Below are 18519 nucleotides of genomic sequence, written 5' to 3'. Positions count from 1 at the left end.
GTAGACGATAATCATGATTAAGATAAATAAAAAACTGACTGTAGTAGGTGCTCTTTGTCTATCAATGTTAAGTGGCTGTGGAGAGAAATTCTTAACACAAGAAAACCTAACAGAAGTAAGTACAGATACTTATTATAAGAATTCTGGCGAAATATTTGAAGCATTAACAGGTGTATATAATGCTTTACCTACAGAGGGTGGAAGAGATAACCCTACATTAGTTGCTAATGTAATGTCGGATGATTGCTTTGGTGGTGGAGGTCCTGATGACCCCGATGTACAAGCAATGGATAATTTTCAAAATAATGTTGAAAACAAATATGCTGAGCTTTGGGGAAATTCTTACAAGGGTATTTTCAGAGTAAATACTATTATTGCCAACTTTGATAATTCAGTATTTGAAGATGAGGAAGTTAAAAATCAGTTGTTAGGTGAAGCTCATTTCTTAAGAGCATTTTATTACTTACGTTTAGCTCAATTCTTCGGAGAAGCCCCATTAATATTAAAACCTGAACCAACAGATAATCCTAAAGCATCTGCTGATGAATTATTTGGACAAATAGCGCTTGATTTTAAGATGGCAATTGATGTAATGCCTGCAAACAAGTATTCATCAGATATGAATGGCAGAGCTACAAAATGGTCTGCTGAAGGAATGATGGCAAGAGCATTTTTATTCTACACTGGTAAATACAACAAATCAAGTATTGTATTATCAGACGGTAGTACTCTGACTAAAGATCAAGTTAAAACTTGGATTGATGACTGCATAAAAAACAGTGGTCATGATTTAATCGATGATTTTAGAAATATCTGGCCATACTCTTATGCAAATGAGGATTATGCATACGCTAAAGATAACAACTTATCTTGGGTTGACGATGCAAGTGGAAATGAGGAAGTATTGTTCTCTATAAAATATTCAATTCTTGGAGCAAATGATGGAAATGGTTCTTTAAGTTATTCTAATCAATTGGTTCTGTATACTGCAATGAGAGGTCAAGATGGTCTTTTACCATTCGGAATGGGATGGGGATGGGGTCCTGCAAATGCTGATTTGTGGAATTCATACGAAGATGGAGATTTAAGAAAAGAAGGATCTATAATATCAGTAGAAAACCCAACAGAAGGAATAAGTGAGGACTATGTATGGGGGCAATGGGATTGTTTCCATGAAACAGGATATTGGAATAAAAAATATACGCCAATTGTTGTAAACACATTAGATCCTGACGGAAACACAATTGTGAAAGGAATGTTCTATGATCTTTATGGATCACCTGATGATTTCCAAACATGGAATATTCAAGATGAAATGCTTTTGAGGTTCTCTGACGTATTGTTAATGGCAGCGGAGTTAGGTGTAAATGCAAACGAAAACTTTAACAGAGTTAGAGCACGAGCAGGTTTAGGTACAAAAGATCCAAGTTTAGAAAATATCAAAGCTGAAAGAAGACATGAACTGGCCTTCGAAGGTTTAAGATATTTTGATCTTCAACGTTGGGGAGATGCTGAAACTGCAATTAATAAATCTAATGGAACTATTGTAAAAACAAGAAATATAGATACTCCATATGAGGTAAACTATAGACCTGAAACTAATGGTTTCTTACCGATACCGGAATCTGAAATACGTTTATCGGGTGGTGTATTAATACAAAATCCAGGTTGGTAAATTAACTAAAGGGAATGATATTAAATGTGATATTATGGAATATCATTTCCCCGTTCTATCTATTTTTCAAATCACCTTATACTATTTTTTAAAAACGGGGGTGATACAAATTTCTTAACTATATAAAAATTATGAAACAGCAAATTGAAAACAAGTTTTGGTTATTCACAAAACTTATCGGAGTTCTTATGTCTTTATCCGTGGCAACACTTTGGTCTTGTAGTACAGAAGAAGTAGAAAGTATAATTTCTTTACCACCACAAGCTAACTTTGAATCAGCAGTAGATGCAGAAAATACATTGTTAGTGAATTTTACAAATTCATCTACTGGTGCAGTAGGATATGCATGGGATTTTGGTGATGGAATAGGAATAAGTGTAGAAGAAAATGCTTCTTATACATACGAAGAAGCTGGCGATTATTCAGTAAAATTAATTGCAACAAATGCGGCTGGTGTTACTAATGAAGTAACTAAATCTATTTCAGTTGTTGCTCCTGGTACTGAAACTTTAATTGCAGGAAAAGGGTCTAAAACATGGAAGTTGTATAGAGAATGCTACTCAATGTTAATTGGAAGTAGTGATAAAAATAAAGGAGAATGGGTTGCCTTAATTAATGATGGAGCTAGAGATTGTTTATATCAACAAGAATGGATATTCAAATCAAATGGAACAGTTGAATTTAAAGATAATGGATATTTTTGGGGTGAACATGGCCCATTTGGAACATCTGCAGGAGACAACCTTTTAGATCAATGCTTTACACCTAGCCCATCAACAATGAAAAATGTTGATAATGAAGATGTTAGTGCTTGGGGCTCGGGAAGTCATAAGTATACATATGATGCAGTTGAGGGTAAATTGGTATTAGAAGGTAATGGAGCATGGATGGTTGTTCCTAAGTTATTAGGTGGTGAAGGTGACGAATGGGAAACTATGGCTCCTTTTGATGGAGCACAAATCACTCCTACATCTACTATTATTGAAGAACATGAAGGATATGATCTTATGAGAGTAGTATTTAATGGACCAACTTATAATGAAGCAGTATACGTAAGTTATGATAATTGGGATGATGAACCAGAAATCAATATTGCAACTGAAGAAAGTACTTCAGAATGTATGATTGATAATGTTGTTAACAGTGATCCTTGTAATGAAGTTGGAGATAAAGATGTAAATGAAGAAGCTATTGATTGGGAAGATATTGTATTAACAGAGCTTTCAAACACATTCATAGCAGAAGATGATGATAATGTTAAAGGTTTAACTACTGCTAATTCATCGGGTGTTATAATTACTCCTGCATCAGTAGGACCTAATGATGAATTAGTGGGTATGTACGAGCGTACTGAGTCTGAATGGGCAGATGCTCAATTCTATTTTGACGAAAAGGATGCTAGTTTCGAAAACTTTACTACGGTATCAGTAGAAGTATATTTCCCTTCAACTAATGATTATTCAGGAGCTCTTGCGAAAAAAGTAGAAATATTTATCAGAGATTCAAGTGAAGATGGAGGAAATTCTTGGAAATATGGTGAAACATATGCTATGGAAGATATTGCTGAAGGAGAGTGGGTTACTGTGAAATTTGATTTGACTGATTGTAATAAATCTCGTAATGATTTAGACTTAGTAGGTCTAGTAATTGGTGGCGGTGGTCACCTTGAAACAGGTACTTTCTACATCAAGAACTTCAAGTTTGAGTAAGAATTTGTTTTCTAATAAATATATATAGTCTTAGGCTACCCTTTAATTAGGGTAGCCTTTTTTTTGCTTTATTGCACTCAACTATCATTTCTATACTCGGCTATTCTGAATAGTTTAAACTATTTAATCTTAAATGTGATATGTTTTAGTTACTTTCGATAAAGTATTTAAAACATAATAGTAAAATAAATGTCTTTTGAGAAGCGAGTAGATTTACGTCAAGATCTTGATTTTAGAAATGAAGTACTGAAAAGTAAACAAACAAAAGTTTATCCTATATGGAGGAATTGTAATTTAATAATTGAAGTTGATGGCAAATCAAAACCATTTGAAGTTACATTAACTGATAAATTGATTGAGAATGCTGATCAAATAATTTTTTTAGGAATAAGAAATTCAATTAATATAATTGGTATAGACTTCTCATCTTTAGAAAAAGATAATCTTAAAGAGTTACTTCCTGAAGGTGAATTCCTAAATATGCTAGAAGAAAGAAGTCTCCTAACAATTTCAGAAGCACCATTAATGGCCTATACAAGAGGTTTAATGCATTGGAATAAAAATTCTAAATTTTGTGGTAAATGTGGAGGCCTCACAATATCAGAAGATTTTGGACATACTCGAAAATGTAGTAATGAAGCTTGTAATAAAATCCATTATCCTAGACTAGAACCCGCAATTATTGTTTTAGTTGAAAGAATAAATAAAGAGGGAGTAAAAGAATGCCTTTTAGGTAGACATGTCAGAATTCCTGGTTTTTGGACTACACTTGCAGGTTTTGTTGATTTTGGAGAACAGATAGAAGAAGCTGTATCAAGAGAAATACTTGAAGAAGTAGGTATAGAAGTAAATAATATCCAATATATTAAATCTCAGCCATGGCCTTTTCCTTCTTCGTTAATGCTAGGTTTTACAGCTAATGCAACAACAAACAACATTACCATTGACCCTCTAGAATTAGTTGAAGCAGATTGGTTTACTGCAAAAGAGCTTTCAATGGGCATTAGAGATAGCACTATTGTAATACCTGGTAAAGCATCTATTGCTTATCAGTTAATTTCTAATTGGATAGCTAAAGAAGGGTTTGACTTAGATTATAACATCTAAATTAATACTATAACTTAGTTAAGTTTTAGTTAGATTTTAATAGATGAAACTATGAAATCTTATTTTTAGAAGTATATTTGATATACACCTACAAAACTAAAACTATGATACAACTAAAACCCCTTCAAAAAGCTGACGTAGATTATTTTTATAATTGGATAAATGATGAAGAAGTGACAAGGTATTCTTTGTCAATCTTTTCTAAAATTAGTTCTAAATCTGAAATTAATAAATGGTATACTTCTGTTTTAAATAGTTCTTTTGAAATTGTTTACGGCATATATTTAGAAAATACCTCTGAATTAATAGGGTATACAGGCTTTAGTAATATTTCTAGACAAAACAACTCAGCAGAATATTTTCTTTTTATTGGTAATAAAAAATTCTGGGGGCAAGGAATAGGAACAAGAGTAACTGAAGAAATACTAGAAATAGGTTTCTTTGGGCATAAGTTTAATAGAATAATGTTAACTGTTTCAGAACCGAATATTGGAGCACTAAAAGCTTATTCAAAAGCAGGCTTTATAAAAGAAGGTCGGTTAAGAAAAGCTTGTTTTAGACAAGGTGAGTATCATGATAAAATAATTATGTCTATTTTAGTAAACGAATTTCAATCAAAATCAACCTCTTTATGAATGGACCTAACCCATTAACAAAATTTCCATTAGCACAATATGATCGTTTGTGTTTTCTAAAAAACATCATTAAAAATCCTAATATTATAGTTGGTGATTATACGTATTATGACGATTTCGACTCCGTTGAAAATTTTGAGAAAAATGTAAAATACCATTTCGATTTTATAGATGATAAATTAATTATTGGAAAATTTTGTATGATTGCTTCCGATGTTAAATTTATAATGAATGGGGCGAATCATTTAACAGATGCAGTATCTACTTATCCATTCGGGATTTTCGGTAATGGTTGGGAGAAAGCAATGGAAGGTAGAAAATATCCTTCAAAAGGAAATATAGAAATCGGTAATGATGTTTGGATAGGGTATAATGCAACCATAATGGCTGGCGTAAAAGTAGGTGATGGTGCAATTATAGCTACCAATTCAACTGTTGTTAAAAATGTGCCACCGTATGCTATTGTTGGTGGTAATCCTGCTAAAATTATTAAAATGAGATTTCCGGATGACCATATTTTGAAATTACTTAATGTAAAATGGTGGAATTGGGATATAGATAAAATCACAAAAAATCTTCATCTGCTAACTGCACAAAAAATAGATGAGCTACTATAAGTCTTTAATAAACTTATCAAGGTCAATTTCACCGTCTAATTCCATTTTTTTACGCAATCTATAACGGTTCATTATAACACTTCGGTTTGTTATGTTCATGATATTGGCAATCTCTTGATTTGTTAAATTAAAACGTATAAGCGATATCAATCGATGATCATGAGAAGTTAACTGAGGATAATCTTCATTTAACTTCTTAATAAAATCTTGATGTAATTCAGAAAACAATTGATAGAAAATGAAATTCTTCTTCTCGTTGTTCATTTCATTTTCAATACGTTCAACCCATACTCCAGCAGTCTTATTTTTTATGAGTGATAACCCATCACTAACTTGTTTAAGAAATTCATTTTTACGTGAAATCTCTTCAGCATATTTTATTAACTGTTCATTACGAATAGCAAGCGTTTGATGCTCAATTTCAATTTGTTGTTCTTTACGCTGTCTTTTTTCAGCTTTTTGATTTACATCGTACCAAATCTTTTTTCCAATAAAATACAGTAGAATAAGCAAGACCAGAATTGGGATTAAGACCCAATATGTTTGATACCAGTATTTCTTGATACTAAAAGTAAGAGAAGTCATTTTTACTTGACCGTTATTAATTCTACTTTCTAATACAAATGTATATTCTCCACCATCAAGATGAGTGTATTCTTTTTCATTTGTTACATTCCAAGGTGACCAATTGGTATCTACTCCATTTAATTTATATCTATATTCATTGAAGTCTCGACTCTTTTTATCAATGCCAAAAAGTAATCTAATATCTGTTTTACCGGCAGGGAATGGGTTCGTTAAAACGATTGGTTGAAAAAATGTACGCGTACTATCAATTGATGAAACAGATAGTTTTGAAATAACTGGTACAGGGGTTTCTATAGTTCTTGATTCAGAATAAGCATCAAAAATTTCTACACCTGTTTCTGTAGTAATTCTAAGCGTACCATTATGAAAATCTAAAAATTCATAACCTTTAATAAACTGATTATGTAAAGATGTAAAAGCATTATCATAGGCAAAGAAATGACCATTGTGGATATTAATACCCATATGTAATAAGCCGTTTTTTATGTAAGCATATTTAGAACCATTGTCTGTTATGGCTAAGGCTGAAATGTCTTTTGCTGAAATCAGAGAATAAGGTGGAGAGTTTAATAGCTCAAAATTCTCATTTTTATAGGTATAAAGATTACTGTCTCGTACAAAAATGATTTGATTGTCAGTAAAAAAAATCTGATTATAATTACTATACTGTTTACTACTAAAAGTATTATTAATAGTAAATTGAAACTGCTTTACATTTCTATAAGAATCAATAGTCCAAATAGAATTAGAGTTTGTATCATACAACATTTTTGTAACATTGGCATCTTTTATCTTATCTATTATAGTGACTTTGTTATTTCTTATCTTTATAAGATAAAGCCCTATATAAGTAGACATTATATAGTTCTCAGATTGTCCAAATTGGCAAATATTCATTACACCAATTTTAGTATATATAGGTTTTAATTGTGCCTCTTTATAGAGGAACAAACCATTATCATGACAAATAAACACTCCATTTTTAGTTTTTTGTATATTCCAAACCTGTCCTTGGCTTTTAGGTACCGGAGTAAATTCATTTTTTCTTTCAGAAATGTATAAACCTTTATTGGTTGCTAAAAGAGTTGTTTCATCATCCGTAATAACTTTATAAGTTGCACCTTTATTAAATATAGTTTTTAGAGCCCCTTGTTTTTCTATAAACGAAATACCATTGTCAAGTCCTAGCCAAATATTACCATGTTCATCTACATTAATAGCAAGCACAGTATCGTCATTTAAACCGTTAGTAGCATCAATATGCTCAATAATGGAACGTGTATTAAGGTCATATATAAATAAACCTGCAGATATTGTACCCACTGCAATTAGTGATTTATCAATATTCTTAATAGAAAAAATACCCTCTTTAGTAATTAAGCGTGGTAGAACATCTAATTTCTGAAAAATACCACCATTGAAGGAATAAATACTTCCATCGGTATGCATTAGAAGTAGTTCATTGTTATGTATTATCAATTCTTTTACTTCAGAATGGTTTACAAGCGTATCAGTTATAATAAACTGATTATTTTTAATGTACCCAAAAGCATTGTCTCTGTTTATAGCCCATATTACTTTGTTCCATTTTTTCATTCGAGTAAAGCCAGCAGCACTTTTTATCTTTTCCTCTTTTTTTGTTTGAGAATTATAGATGGTGATACTTTGTTCAGTACGCATAAACACCTTATCATCTGTGTATTCTAGTTCCCAAACTTGACCATCTGTAATATTGCCACACTTAGTATAGGATAGCTGATTGTTTTTTTCTTTCCAAAAGAAACCATATTCATTATGTCCACCAGTCCAAATGATATTACCATCTACTTTAATAGATATAATTTTATCTTTAGAAGGAGTGGTGTAAAATTCCCAATGTCCAAAAGAGTATTGTGCAAGACCGTTACCATTAGCAAAATAAACATTGTTATTTCTATCAAAATCAATATCCCAATTCTGACGATCCCCTAAGTAGTCAAACCTATTAAAAGATTTTACTATTGGAACAGTTGGCATAGCCACTAAAGAAAGTCCATTTATAAAAAAATATAGAAATAAAAACATCAGTCTTTTCATAACTGCAAATATAATCTATAATTCTACTTAGTTAATATGATTCTAATCTTCAATAAGCATTATTTTATCCTAAAAATTCAAGTTGATTCATTTCTTCAAATTTCGCTAAAAATGAAGGTTTGTAGAACTTCTGTTTAAGCTAAAACTATTGGTGTATAAAAAACACTAATTTTTTTTCATAGTACTATTTTTTGATGAGGCAATTAAAAATAGTACATATCAACGATTTAAATAGCAATATTTTTATATATCAAGATGTTGTGTTTAACTTTTTTAAAATTTGTTTAAACAAAATTGGTTTACAGATCTTTTATAGAGTTGAAATTTATAACGTAAAAATATCGAACTATGAAAACGCTTAATCTATTTAAACTAGTAATGATCATTTCCCTAATGTTTACATTCAGTGCATGTACTGAAGATAACGATGATGATCCAACAACACTTCCAGAAGTAGAGGCAGACGAAACAATTGCAGGAATTGCTTCTAGTACAGACGACTTTTCTACACTTACTTCAGCACTAGATGCGGCAAATTTAGTAAGTGTATTTCAAGATCCAGCAGGAGAGTATACTGTTTTTGCACCAACAAACGCGGCTTTCCAGAGCTTGTTGGATGCAGAAAACGGTATTTCATCTTTTGATGACATCTCTGCTCAAGGATTAGATAAATTATTAAAGCACCATGTTGTTGCAGGTAAAGTATATGCAGCCGATTTATCAGATGGTCAAATGGTAGAAACATTGGCAGGTACTATGTTAGAGGTAGCTATTTCTAATGGAGTAGTAACTGTAGGTGGAGCTCAAGTAGCTACAGCAGATGTTATGGCAAGTAATGGTGTCATTCATGTAGTTTCTAGTGTAATTGTACCAACAGAGGCACTAACTATTGCTCAAATAGCAATTGGTAACGGAAGTTTTAATTCACTTGTAGGTGCATTAACTACTGCAGATTTGGTAACTCCTTTTACATTACCAACAGCAGAGTATACTGTATTTGCACCAACAGATGCAGCATTTGAAGCTTTAGGAGATGCGGCTGCAAACTTAACTCAAGAGCAACTTCAAAGAGTTTTATTACACCATGTAGTTTCTACAGAAGCATTCTCATCAGGTTTAACAGATGGACAAATGATAGAAACTTTAGCAGGTACTAAATTAGAAGTTTCTATTGCAAACGGTGTTGTAATGATTGGTGGAGCAACTGTAGCAATTGCAGATGTGGATGCATTAAATGGTGTAATCCATGCAATTGATCAAGTATTATTGCCAAGTACAATTGCAGACCAAGCTACAACAGCAGGTTTAACAAGCTTATTAGCAGCATTAGAAAGAGCAGAATTAACATCTACTTTTGCAACTGACGGCGATACTAAGTTTACAGTATTTGCTCCAACAAACGATGCATTCTCAGCATTATTAACCTCATTAAATACAGATTTAGCTTCTTTAGACTTAACTACTTTAGGAACAGTATTAAACTTACATGTTATCCCTTCAGTAATTATGTACGATGACATCCCAGTTGGAACAACTACAGTTACAACTTTAGGTGGAGGAACTATAGATGTTGTAAAAGCACAAGACGGTAGTGTAACAGTGGCAGGTGCTACAGTTGTTACTGCAGATGTTCCTGCAAGTAATGGCGTTGTACATGTAATAGATACTGTAATTACACCATCTAACTAAGAAATCATTATTAGTTATACAAATGAATAGATAAAGTCCATTTCCCTTGGGAATGGACTTTTTTACGTTTACAAATATTAATTATTTATCTACTAATATTTTTAATAACATTGCACTTATAAATACTAAAACAACTACACATTTTATCAATTTATTAGATATACCACATAATAAAAACCATTAGTTTAAATCAATTACTTACACTCTCTGTATAAACAATTACTATTACCATGAATTTTATTAAATCAGAACTTTTTTTAGTTCTTTGTCTTTTTTGCCTACTCAATAGTTGTGCAACAAAAGAAGAAGAGCATTTTAACAGCATTCCTAAATTATCAATTCAAGAAATTGATTTTTTAAGAGGAAATTCAGTCATCAAAATTAATACATCAGGAAGTTGGAAAAATAGCCTTCGCATTAAAGAAATAGAACTTTTTAATGGAACTGAAAGTTTAGGGAAACAATCAAAAAACATCTCTGGTATTTATTCAATTCCTTTTGATTCTAAAATATTACCCGAGGGTATAAATCAATTAACTGCAGTTGCTATTTTAGAAGGCGTATCGTCTTTAAAAGAGAACTCTATTACAATTGATTTTGACGTAGAAGTCGATAACTATATCCCTAATATTTTTATTGAAAATGGTTATATAGAAAGTAAAAATCGATCTAATAAATTTTCACTTGGAGATAAATCGTCTGGAAACTATGTAGAAACGTTTATTTCAAATTATACTATTAATTTTGTACTACTTAATAAGTATGGTGATGTTATTTCAGAAGTTAGTCCTTCGAAATCTTTTGTAGGTACTCCAAAAGGATTATTGATACCCGAAAAAAGTACTGATCGAAATTTCTTTTTAAGTACTTTAACGCATTATTTAATTAAAACTAAGAGAGTTTTTAATGGGGAAACGATAACAACTAGTGAAGTTATTGAGAATATAGATTCAAAAGAAATTGTTTCTAATGCTGTAGTAGGATTTAATTATGAAATCAAAAAACCAAAAACAGACTTAAATGATTTAATAACAGTTACTGTTGGATATCCTTTAGAACTTGATAAAGAAGTTGAAAACGATTTTAATAGTATAGGAGATTTTACGAAAGAAGAAAAATATAATCACGTATACTACACCATGAAAGTAAAAAAGAGGTCTGCTAAGGATAAATGGTTAAATCACTTTTACTCTAAAAGAGAAGATGGTTCTTACGCTTTTATTGTTACAAGTTTAATAAATAATCAGGATACTTTAGTTATAAAAAAATCTGATTACACAATGAATACATCTTCTCAAATTATAACTTTTAATAACTCAAGTTCACTATCTGAAATGTATACATATTATGGTCAAATTAGTTCAGAATTAGATACTTTTAATATAGGCAATATTGTGTCTTCAATTAATAATAAGAATATGATTCTTTCAGGTCTCAAAGTTTTAAATGCAACATATATTAAATCAATAATTACGAAGACATGCACATCTAATAATTTTATATCAAAGGTTAGATATAATGGTGGTAAGTTACCCATAGATATATCTAAAGAACCTTATTTAGACAATGTGAATACTATAGACTATAATTCAACTAAAGTTTCTTCAAAGCTAAATATTGATAAAAAGAATTTGAATAGTCAGATAACCATTAATTTTGAAAACAAAGAAGAAGGGAATGTTGTACATAAATTATCTCATAAAATAGAATATCATGATAATACACTTTCTGATTTTAACTATAGAACAGCATTAGAAAATACATCACTAAATAAACTGTATTTTGACGATCTAAAATCACGTCAAGTGACTGGAATAACAACAGTAACAGAAGCGTTAGCGTCAGATCCAAATTATATTTATTATGACTATTATTTAAAACTATAATTTATTAATTGATAGTGTAGTATATTTAGTATCAATAATGTAGAGCCTCTTATTTAAACTATTAAATAAGGGGCTTTTCTTTTTTAATTTTCACTTCTGATTAAGCAATGTTTTTAACAAGATTAGGTGTTTTTTATGATGCAACATCTTTTTTGAGCTGAAAAGTTGATTTATTTGATGGTTTATAATTGCCCCCTCTTTTTTTACATGTAAAGGGCTATCTGTACAGTTTCAGTCTAGAAAATATTGGGTTTATACTACCGTATGATCAGTTTTTGTTCATTTCAAAAAAAAATAATTCAGTTTTTATCTAGTCACTTTTATTGATAATCGTAAGAGGAAAGCTCAAATTAGTTGACGTAAATAATACACTTGTGGTATTGTCATTTTTTTAGTGAACGCGAACCCAATATCACAAGTGTTATTTACAAACCTATGGCTCTTCATACTATTAGTAGAGCTAATTATTGTGTTGAGTATAGCGTACTAAATTGATGTTCCACTTCAAACTATTATTGTCCTATGAAAAAATAAAAACAACTGAATTAACTTGAGAACACTATTTCTCTATTCTCATTCCCCTCTAAGATCAAATAGAAAAGGGTTGACAGCTATGAATAATTGAAAGACAGGCAAGTCTTTTATGCTCTTGAAAAATATTACAACAATCTTTTAAATCTGAACTCAAGAGCAAACTATTATTAACTAAATAAATAAATGAAATGAATTATTATCTACATAATAGTAGGGCACTGCTCTTACTATTTATGCTCACTTTTTCGTACACCGCATTTTCACAAGATGTAGATGTTGATGTAAACTTAAACATCGTCCATTCTGTAGAAGGTGTTTCAGATTTTGGTCGTGAACGTCATATGATTGTTCATGCCACTCCAACCGATGCTGATTGGGAGGGCGAAGAAGATAAACTAGAGTATTTAATTAATGACCTTGATGTATATTTTGGCCGTGATAACGGTTCTGCAACATGGAAATTTAACAACACTCCTCAAGATGAAAACCGTCCTAATAAACCAGATTTAACTTGGATGGAAGGTGAAGCTGAACGTTTAAAATCACTTTACGATCAGCAGTATCTTGCACATCAATTTGAGTACAAAGGCCCTATGATTATGGGTACAAATCCTCATCCAACTTATCCTACTTTAAACTGGCAAGGACCTGGAACTACTTGGACTGGGTGGCAACCTCAAACTATAGAAACGTCTGTAGAGTGGGTTGTACAATACCTTGATAAGTATTTTAAAGACAACCCTGGTGGATCTGGCGAACCAATGCCAACATATTGGGAAGTTGTAAATGAGATTGATATGTTAATGATGACAGGGCATCAGACATGGACAACTTTAGAGCATGTATGGGAATACCATAACCTTGTAGCACAGGGTGTTAAAGAGCGTTTAGGTGATAGGGCACCTAAGGTTGGTGGTATGACATGGGGAATGCATGACTTCCATATGTTAGATTGGACAAGTAGATACTCTGCCCAAGAAGCAATGGGTTGGGGTGTACCTGAAGAAGCTGTAGCCTCTAAATTTGAACAATACCAAGGTGATGATTGGTACCAATGGGATGTTTTATGGCAGGGATATATAGATTACTGTGGAGAAGAAACAGATTTCTATGGAGTTCATATTTATGATTGGCCTACATGGGAAACGCCTAGTTCTGTAATTAGATCTGGTGGACATACAGAAGCAATGTTAGATATTTTAGAATGGTATGACCTTTACAAGAAAGGTGAAAAAACAGAAATTGTACTGTCAGAATACGGAGCTGTAAGTGGTCATTATATAGATAATATGCCAGATGCAGACCCTAAGAGAAGAGATTGGGAGAACTTAAAACCATTCAATTCTATGCTGATGCAATTCTTAGAAAGACCAGCTCATATTACACTAACAATGCCATTTACTCCAATTAAAGCACATTGGGGAGATCATTTAAATGCCGACGGTTCTATTAAGAGTAGATACCCATACAAAATGTTAGATGATGACGGAACAGGGGAATATGTATGGACAGAGTTCATTAAATTCTTTGAATTATGGTCTGACGTTAAAGGTACTCGTGTAGATACGAAATCAACAAACATTGATATTCAAGTTGATGCTTATGTAGAGGGGAATAAGACTTATTTAATTTTAAATAACCTTAACCCAACGGAGAGTGGTATCAATCTTAATTTCTTTGATGATAACGAAAATGCAGTACAAAGTGTTAAAATCAAACATCTTTATTTAGATGAAAATAGAGGAGCGGCAGGTGAACCTGTTCTTTCTGAAAAAACTGTAGCTACAGCACCAGGTAAAGTAGTTTTAGGAGGTGATGCGACAATGGTATTAGAATATACTTTTGCATCTGATGTGACGTTAAATGCTTCTTCTAAAGAATATAAATTTATGGGAGAAAAGTTAGGTACTGGATCAACAGTTGCTGGAGGAGATAAAATTCATACTTCGGTTTCAAATGGTACTTTAACAGCTAACGTAAACAACATTACGATTCCAGAAGGAGCTTCTGAAGCGATGTTAAGAATCTCTGGTGATTTTTATTCTGATCATATCGGTACTCCAGTAATTACTGTGAATGGTTACGATGTAAACTATGACGGTAACGTTAGAGGTATTACTGATATTGGGAGAAATAAATGGTTAGGCGTTTTAGAGGTTGAAGTGCCGGTAGCTTATTTACAAGCTAATAATGTTATTACTTGTTCTGCAAATAATCAGATTGAGTATGCAACAGTTCAAATGCAAATTTGGGACTTTAGTAAAACTCCTGGGCGTTCTGAAAACAACAATGGTGTTGCTTTAAGTGGTGTTAGTTTAGATGCACCATCATCTACATTAATGCAAGGAAAAACGATCAGTATAGGAGCATCATTTACCCCTGCTAATGCAACAAGTAAGGTGTTAACTTGGTCGTCAAGTGCACCTGCTGTTGCAACAGTAGATGAATATGGTGTGGTTACTGCTGTAGCGTCTTCTGGATCGGCAACTATTTCAGCAACAGATGCTTCAGGTAGTATTTCATCTTCGGTAGCAATTAGTGCAATTCCATATTCAGAAACACGCCTATCTGGAGTTGCTATTGTTGAAGGTTCTTCTATTGATGTAGATCATTATGTAACGACACCATTAACAGTAAGTGTAATTCCAGAAGATGCAACAAACCAAACTGTAGTTTGGAGTTCTTCTAATGATGAAGTAGTAACTGTTGATGCAGTAACAGGTAAAATAAATGGTATCTCTATTGGAGAATCTGCAATTATTACTGCAACTATTACAGATAACGGTCAAGCCTTTACAGCTTCTACAACTGTAAATGTAGGTATTGTTGGTAATGAAGAGGTGTATTGTAATACGCTTCCGTCAGAAGTAACAGGAAATACAACGTATTCATTTGATGTATTCGTAAATCTGTTAGGCACAAGAGAGTTAACTGTAGAGTTAATGCAAGGAAATACAGTATTAGGTACTGGAAGTACGGTTGCCGATGTTTCTGGTAAAGACGTTGTCGCTGTAGAAGTTAATTTATCTTCAGTGCCAGCTATCGGAAATTATTCTCTTAGAACTACTGCTAAATCAGGGGGACAAGTTATAGATCAATGTATTTCAAATATATCTATTTTAGAGCAAATTCGACCTGCTTCAGTAACTATTTCTGAATGGTTGAGAGAGGTAGAAATCGGACAAACATTACCAGTTACTGCAATAGTAGCTCCTGAAAATGCATATAACAAAGATATCAATTGGACATCATCAAATACTTCTGTAGCATCAGTAAATAACAGTGGTATTGTAACAGGTGTTTCTTTAGGTACAACAGTTATTAGAGCTACTACTCAAGACGGAGGTTTATTTGCTGAGGTAACAGTGCAAGTTAAATCACAGGTTATTGTGCAACCAACACAAATTTTTATACCTAGTGAAGTAACTATTTTCCCGAATGGAACATTACAAGTGGAGGCAATTTTTACCCCTGAATGGACTACAGAGAAGAATATTAACTGGGCATCTAGTAATACAGCTTTAGCAACAGTAAATGCTAACGGTTTGGTTTCGGCTAGTGGAACTACTGGTACATTTACGTTAACGGCAACTTCTGCTTCGGCAAATAATGTATCGGTAACAAGTGCTGCCACGGTTGGAACAACACTAACAGTTCAGGCAGAAAACTTCTCATCTATGGGAGGTGCTGTTGGAGAAATTGCTATTTATGATATTCCATCTGGAGGACAAGGTATCAATAATGTTCAGGCGGGAGATTTTGTAGAATATGAAGTGTATATTCCAGAAGCTGGAGAATACGAAATCTCTTTCTTGGCAGGAACTGGTTTAGAAGATGGCGTAATTGAAATGTATGTAGAAGGTACAAGTGTTGGGGCTAAACAAGTTCCAATGAATGATTGGGATGCATTTGCAACAGTTCAACTTGATCAAAATGTTATTTTACCACAAGGTTTAGTAAAAATTGGTCTTGTGGCGGCAGGTTCTAGTGCATGGAACTGGAACTTAGATTATTTCCAAATGGCCTTTAAAGGAGAAATTACTTGTGATCCATTAACGGGAGTATCAATTACTGCAACTTCTACAACAATTCAGCAAGGTAATGAAGCAACTCTTACAGCTGTTTTACAACCATCTAGTGCATGTGCAACTAATGTAACTTGGACGTCTAGTAATACAAATATTGCTTCAGTAGACCAAAGTGGCAAAGTGACAGGTATTGGTGTTGGTACAGTAACAATAACTGCTACAACTCAGGATGGCAACCACACTGCAACACAAGATATTGTAGTTGAAGGCATGGTGAATATTGGTGTTACAGGTGTAGCTATTTCTGCATTACCATCTACAATGGATATTGGGAATACTAGACAACTTACAGCTAGTGTTTCACCTGCTAATGCAACAAATAAAACAGTAACATGGGCTTCATCTAATACGTCAGTTGCAACTGTAAATGCAAGTGGTTTAGTTACAGCATTAACAGAGGGTACAGTAACTATTACGGTTACAACAACAGACGGTAATTTTACTGCAAATACATCTACTACGGTAGAAGAAACAATAATTGTATTGCCTCCTGATGGGGATGATATAGTGATTGAAGCAGAAGATTTAATTGCTACTGGTGGTACATTTAATGATGGGCAAGTTCCTCTTGGAGTTAATGTTGCTAACCAAGGTATTAATTGGGTCAATTTAGATGATTGGGCAGAATATTCTATTGTTGGAAACGGAACTTATACAATCGAGTATTTGATTTCTTCACCAATGGATGGTGCTGCTATAGAATTTGAGCTTGATGATGTGGTAATCTCTACTGTGAACGTACCGAATAATGGACAATGGGATGATTACCAAGTGTTAGAAACTACAGATGAAGTAGTTTTATCAGGAGAGCATACATTGAAAATCTACGGACGTGGTTCGAATACTTGGCAATGGAACCTTGATAAAATTACTTTAAGAGCTCAAGCTACAACTACACCTGATGTTGATGTAATTGGTGTTACTGTAAGTTCTTCATCAGAGAATCTGGAAGTTTCTGAAACAGTACAAGTTAACGCGACAGTTTTACCTGCAAATGCAACGAACACGGCTGTTAATTGGGCATCAAATAATACAGCAGTTGCTACTGTTGTAAATGGTGTAATTACTGCGGTGGCAGAAGGTACTGCAATAATTACTGTTACTACACTTGATGGTGGGTTTACAGCTTCAACAAATGTTACTATTACAGATCCATCTAACGGTGGAGGTTTTGCATCATTAGTAATTGAAGCTGAAGATTTTGTTACTCATGGAGGATCATATAACGATGGTTTTGTTCCTTTGGGTGTAAACAAAGTAAATGGTTTAGGTATAAATTGGGTAAACAGTGGAGATTGGACAGAGTATACAATTAATGTAGAAGTAACAGGTACTTATGGTATTGAATACATGATTTCAACTCCTGAAAATAATGCACAAATTCAGGTTGCTATTGATGGAGAAACTATCACTACTGATAATGTTCCTAATAATGGTCAGTGGGATGTTTACTCAGCATTACAAGCTGGAAACGATGTAGTACTTTCTGCTGGTATCCATACCGTAAGATGTACAGCTTCTGGAACGGGTGTTTGGCAATGGAATCTAGATAAGATGACATTAACAACAGGATCTTCTTCTGCAAGAATTACTTCAAATGCTATTTCTTTAGAAAAAGAGATTGTGTTAGGTGTTTATCCTAACCCATCTTCTAATGTGCTTAATCTAAATGGATTGAAAAACGGTACTTACAATGTATCAATTTTTAGTATGAATGGTGTAAATGTATTCCAAGGGGAAATGGATTACAGATATACACATCAGTTAGATATAAATCAGTTACCTAGCGGTATTTACTTATTAAGAGTAAATGGCGAAGGTGTTGATAAAAGAGTAAGAATTTCTGTGAAGAAATAAACTATACAAGGGGTGAGATTTAGGTCTCATCCCTTTAATTATTAATAACTACTTAATT

The 18519-nt window shown here is 32.8% G+C and carries 9 protein-coding genes; 8 read left to right on the top strand and 1 reads right to left on the bottom strand.

Annotation, left to right across the window (positions count from 1 at the left end; all coding sequences use genetic code 11):
* The first annotated feature begins 13 nt into the window (after window positions 1-13).
* The 5 genes from KM029_RS21140 to KM029_RS21120 all read left to right on the top strand — a co-directional run bounded on the left by KM029_RS21140 (window position 14) and on the right by KM029_RS21120 (window position 5743).
* Entirely contained in the window at window positions 14-1675 is a 1662-nt protein-coding gene (locus KM029_RS21140) for a RagB/SusD family nutrient uptake outer membrane protein (protein WP_144075802.1), read from the top strand.
* Window positions 1676-1806: 131 nt separating this feature from the next.
* A complete protein-coding gene (locus tag KM029_RS21135; protein WP_144075801.1) occupies window positions 1807-3384 on the top strand; it encodes a PKD domain-containing protein in 1578 nt (525 codons plus the stop codon).
* Between the two features lie 189 nt (window positions 3385-3573).
* Window positions 3574-4491 (top strand): NAD(+) diphosphatase, encoded by a 918-nt coding sequence (gene nudC / locus KM029_RS21130; protein ID WP_144075800.1) that lies wholly within the window; start codon window positions 3574-3576, stop codon window positions 4489-4491.
* A 104-nt stretch (window positions 4492-4595) separates the two neighbouring features.
* The gene (locus tag KM029_RS21125; protein ID WP_144075799.1) at window positions 4596-5126 is read left to right on the top strand and encodes a GNAT family N-acetyltransferase; all 531 of its coding nucleotides are present in this window, start codon (window positions 4596-4598) and stop codon (window positions 5124-5126) included.
* A complete protein-coding gene (locus tag KM029_RS21120) occupies window positions 5123-5743 on the top strand; it encodes a CatB-related O-acetyltransferase (RefSeq protein WP_144075798.1) in 621 nt (206 codons plus the stop codon). Before KM029_RS21125 ends, KM029_RS21120 begins: the two co-directional genes overlap by 4 nt.
* On the opposite strand, the gene KM029_RS21115 is transcribed toward KM029_RS21120, so the two are convergent.
* A complete protein-coding gene (locus KM029_RS21115; protein WP_144075797.1) occupies window positions 5738-8407 on the bottom strand; it encodes a ligand-binding sensor domain-containing protein in 2670 nt (889 codons plus the stop codon). The two genes, KM029_RS21120 and KM029_RS21115, sit on opposite strands and share 6 nt — an antisense overlap.
* Before the next feature lie 348 nt (window positions 8408-8755).
* Here KM029_RS21115 and KM029_RS21110 point away from each other — a divergent pair, with 348 nt between their 5' ends.
* From KM029_RS21110 to KM029_RS21100, 3 genes are all read left to right on the top strand, one after another.
* Window positions 8756-10096, top strand: coding sequence for a fasciclin domain-containing protein (locus KM029_RS21110; RefSeq protein ID WP_144075796.1), 1341 nt, complete (start codon window positions 8756-8758; stop codon window positions 10094-10096).
* 230 nt (window positions 10097-10326) lie between these two features.
* Window positions 10327-11982: an iron-sulfur cluster biosynthesis family protein gene (locus KM029_RS21105; protein WP_144075795.1), complete on the top strand. Its 1656-nt coding sequence runs from the start codon at window positions 10327-10329 to the stop codon at window positions 11980-11982.
* 767 nt (window positions 11983-12749) lie between these two features.
* Window positions 12750-18461, top strand: coding sequence for an Ig-like domain-containing protein (locus tag KM029_RS21100; protein WP_158631164.1), 5712 nt, complete (start codon window positions 12750-12752; stop codon window positions 18459-18461).
* Window positions 18462-18519: the final 58 nt, after the last annotated feature.

The organism is Flammeovirga kamogawensis (assembly GCF_018736065.1).
In the GTDB taxonomy this organism is placed as follows: Bacteria; Bacteroidota; Bacteroidia; order Cytophagales; family Flammeovirgaceae; genus Flammeovirga; species Flammeovirga kamogawensis.
The sequence above is the reverse complement of the archived record's forward strand: the minus strand, read 5'-3'. Positions and strand labels throughout refer to the sequence as shown.

Excerpts from the sequence above, each read along its gene's own strand:
- KM029_RS21105 (WP_144075795.1), top strand. The coding sequence starts at position 10,327 with ATGAATTTTATTAAATCAGAACTTTTTTTAGTTCTTTGTCTTTTTTGC.
- KM029_RS21125 (WP_144075799.1), top strand. The coding sequence starts at position 4,596 with ATGATACAACTAAAACCCCTTCAAAAAGCTGACGTAGATTATTTTTAT.
- KM029_RS21110 (WP_144075796.1), top strand. The coding sequence starts at position 8,756 with ATGAAAACGCTTAATCTATTTAAACTAGTAATGATCATTTCCCTAATG.
- KM029_RS21115 (WP_144075797.1), bottom strand. The coding sequence starts at position 8,407 with ATGAAAAGACTGATGTTTTTATTTCTATATTTTTTTATAAATGGACTT.
- KM029_RS21135 (WP_144075801.1), top strand. The coding sequence starts at position 1,807 with ATGAAACAGCAAATTGAAAACAAGTTTTGGTTATTCACAAAACTTATC.
- nudC (WP_144075800.1), top strand. The coding sequence starts at position 3,574 with ATGTCTTTTGAGAAGCGAGTAGATTTACGTCAAGATCTTGATTTTAGA.
- KM029_RS21140 (WP_144075802.1), top strand. The coding sequence starts at position 14 with ATGATTAAGATAAATAAAAAACTGACTGTAGTAGGTGCTCTTTGTCTA.
- KM029_RS21120 (WP_144075798.1), top strand. The coding sequence starts at position 5,123 with ATGAATGGACCTAACCCATTAACAAAATTTCCATTAGCACAATATGAT.
- KM029_RS21100 (WP_158631164.1), top strand. The coding sequence starts at position 12,750 with ATGCTCACTTTTTCGTACACCGCATTTTCACAAGATGTAGATGTTGAT.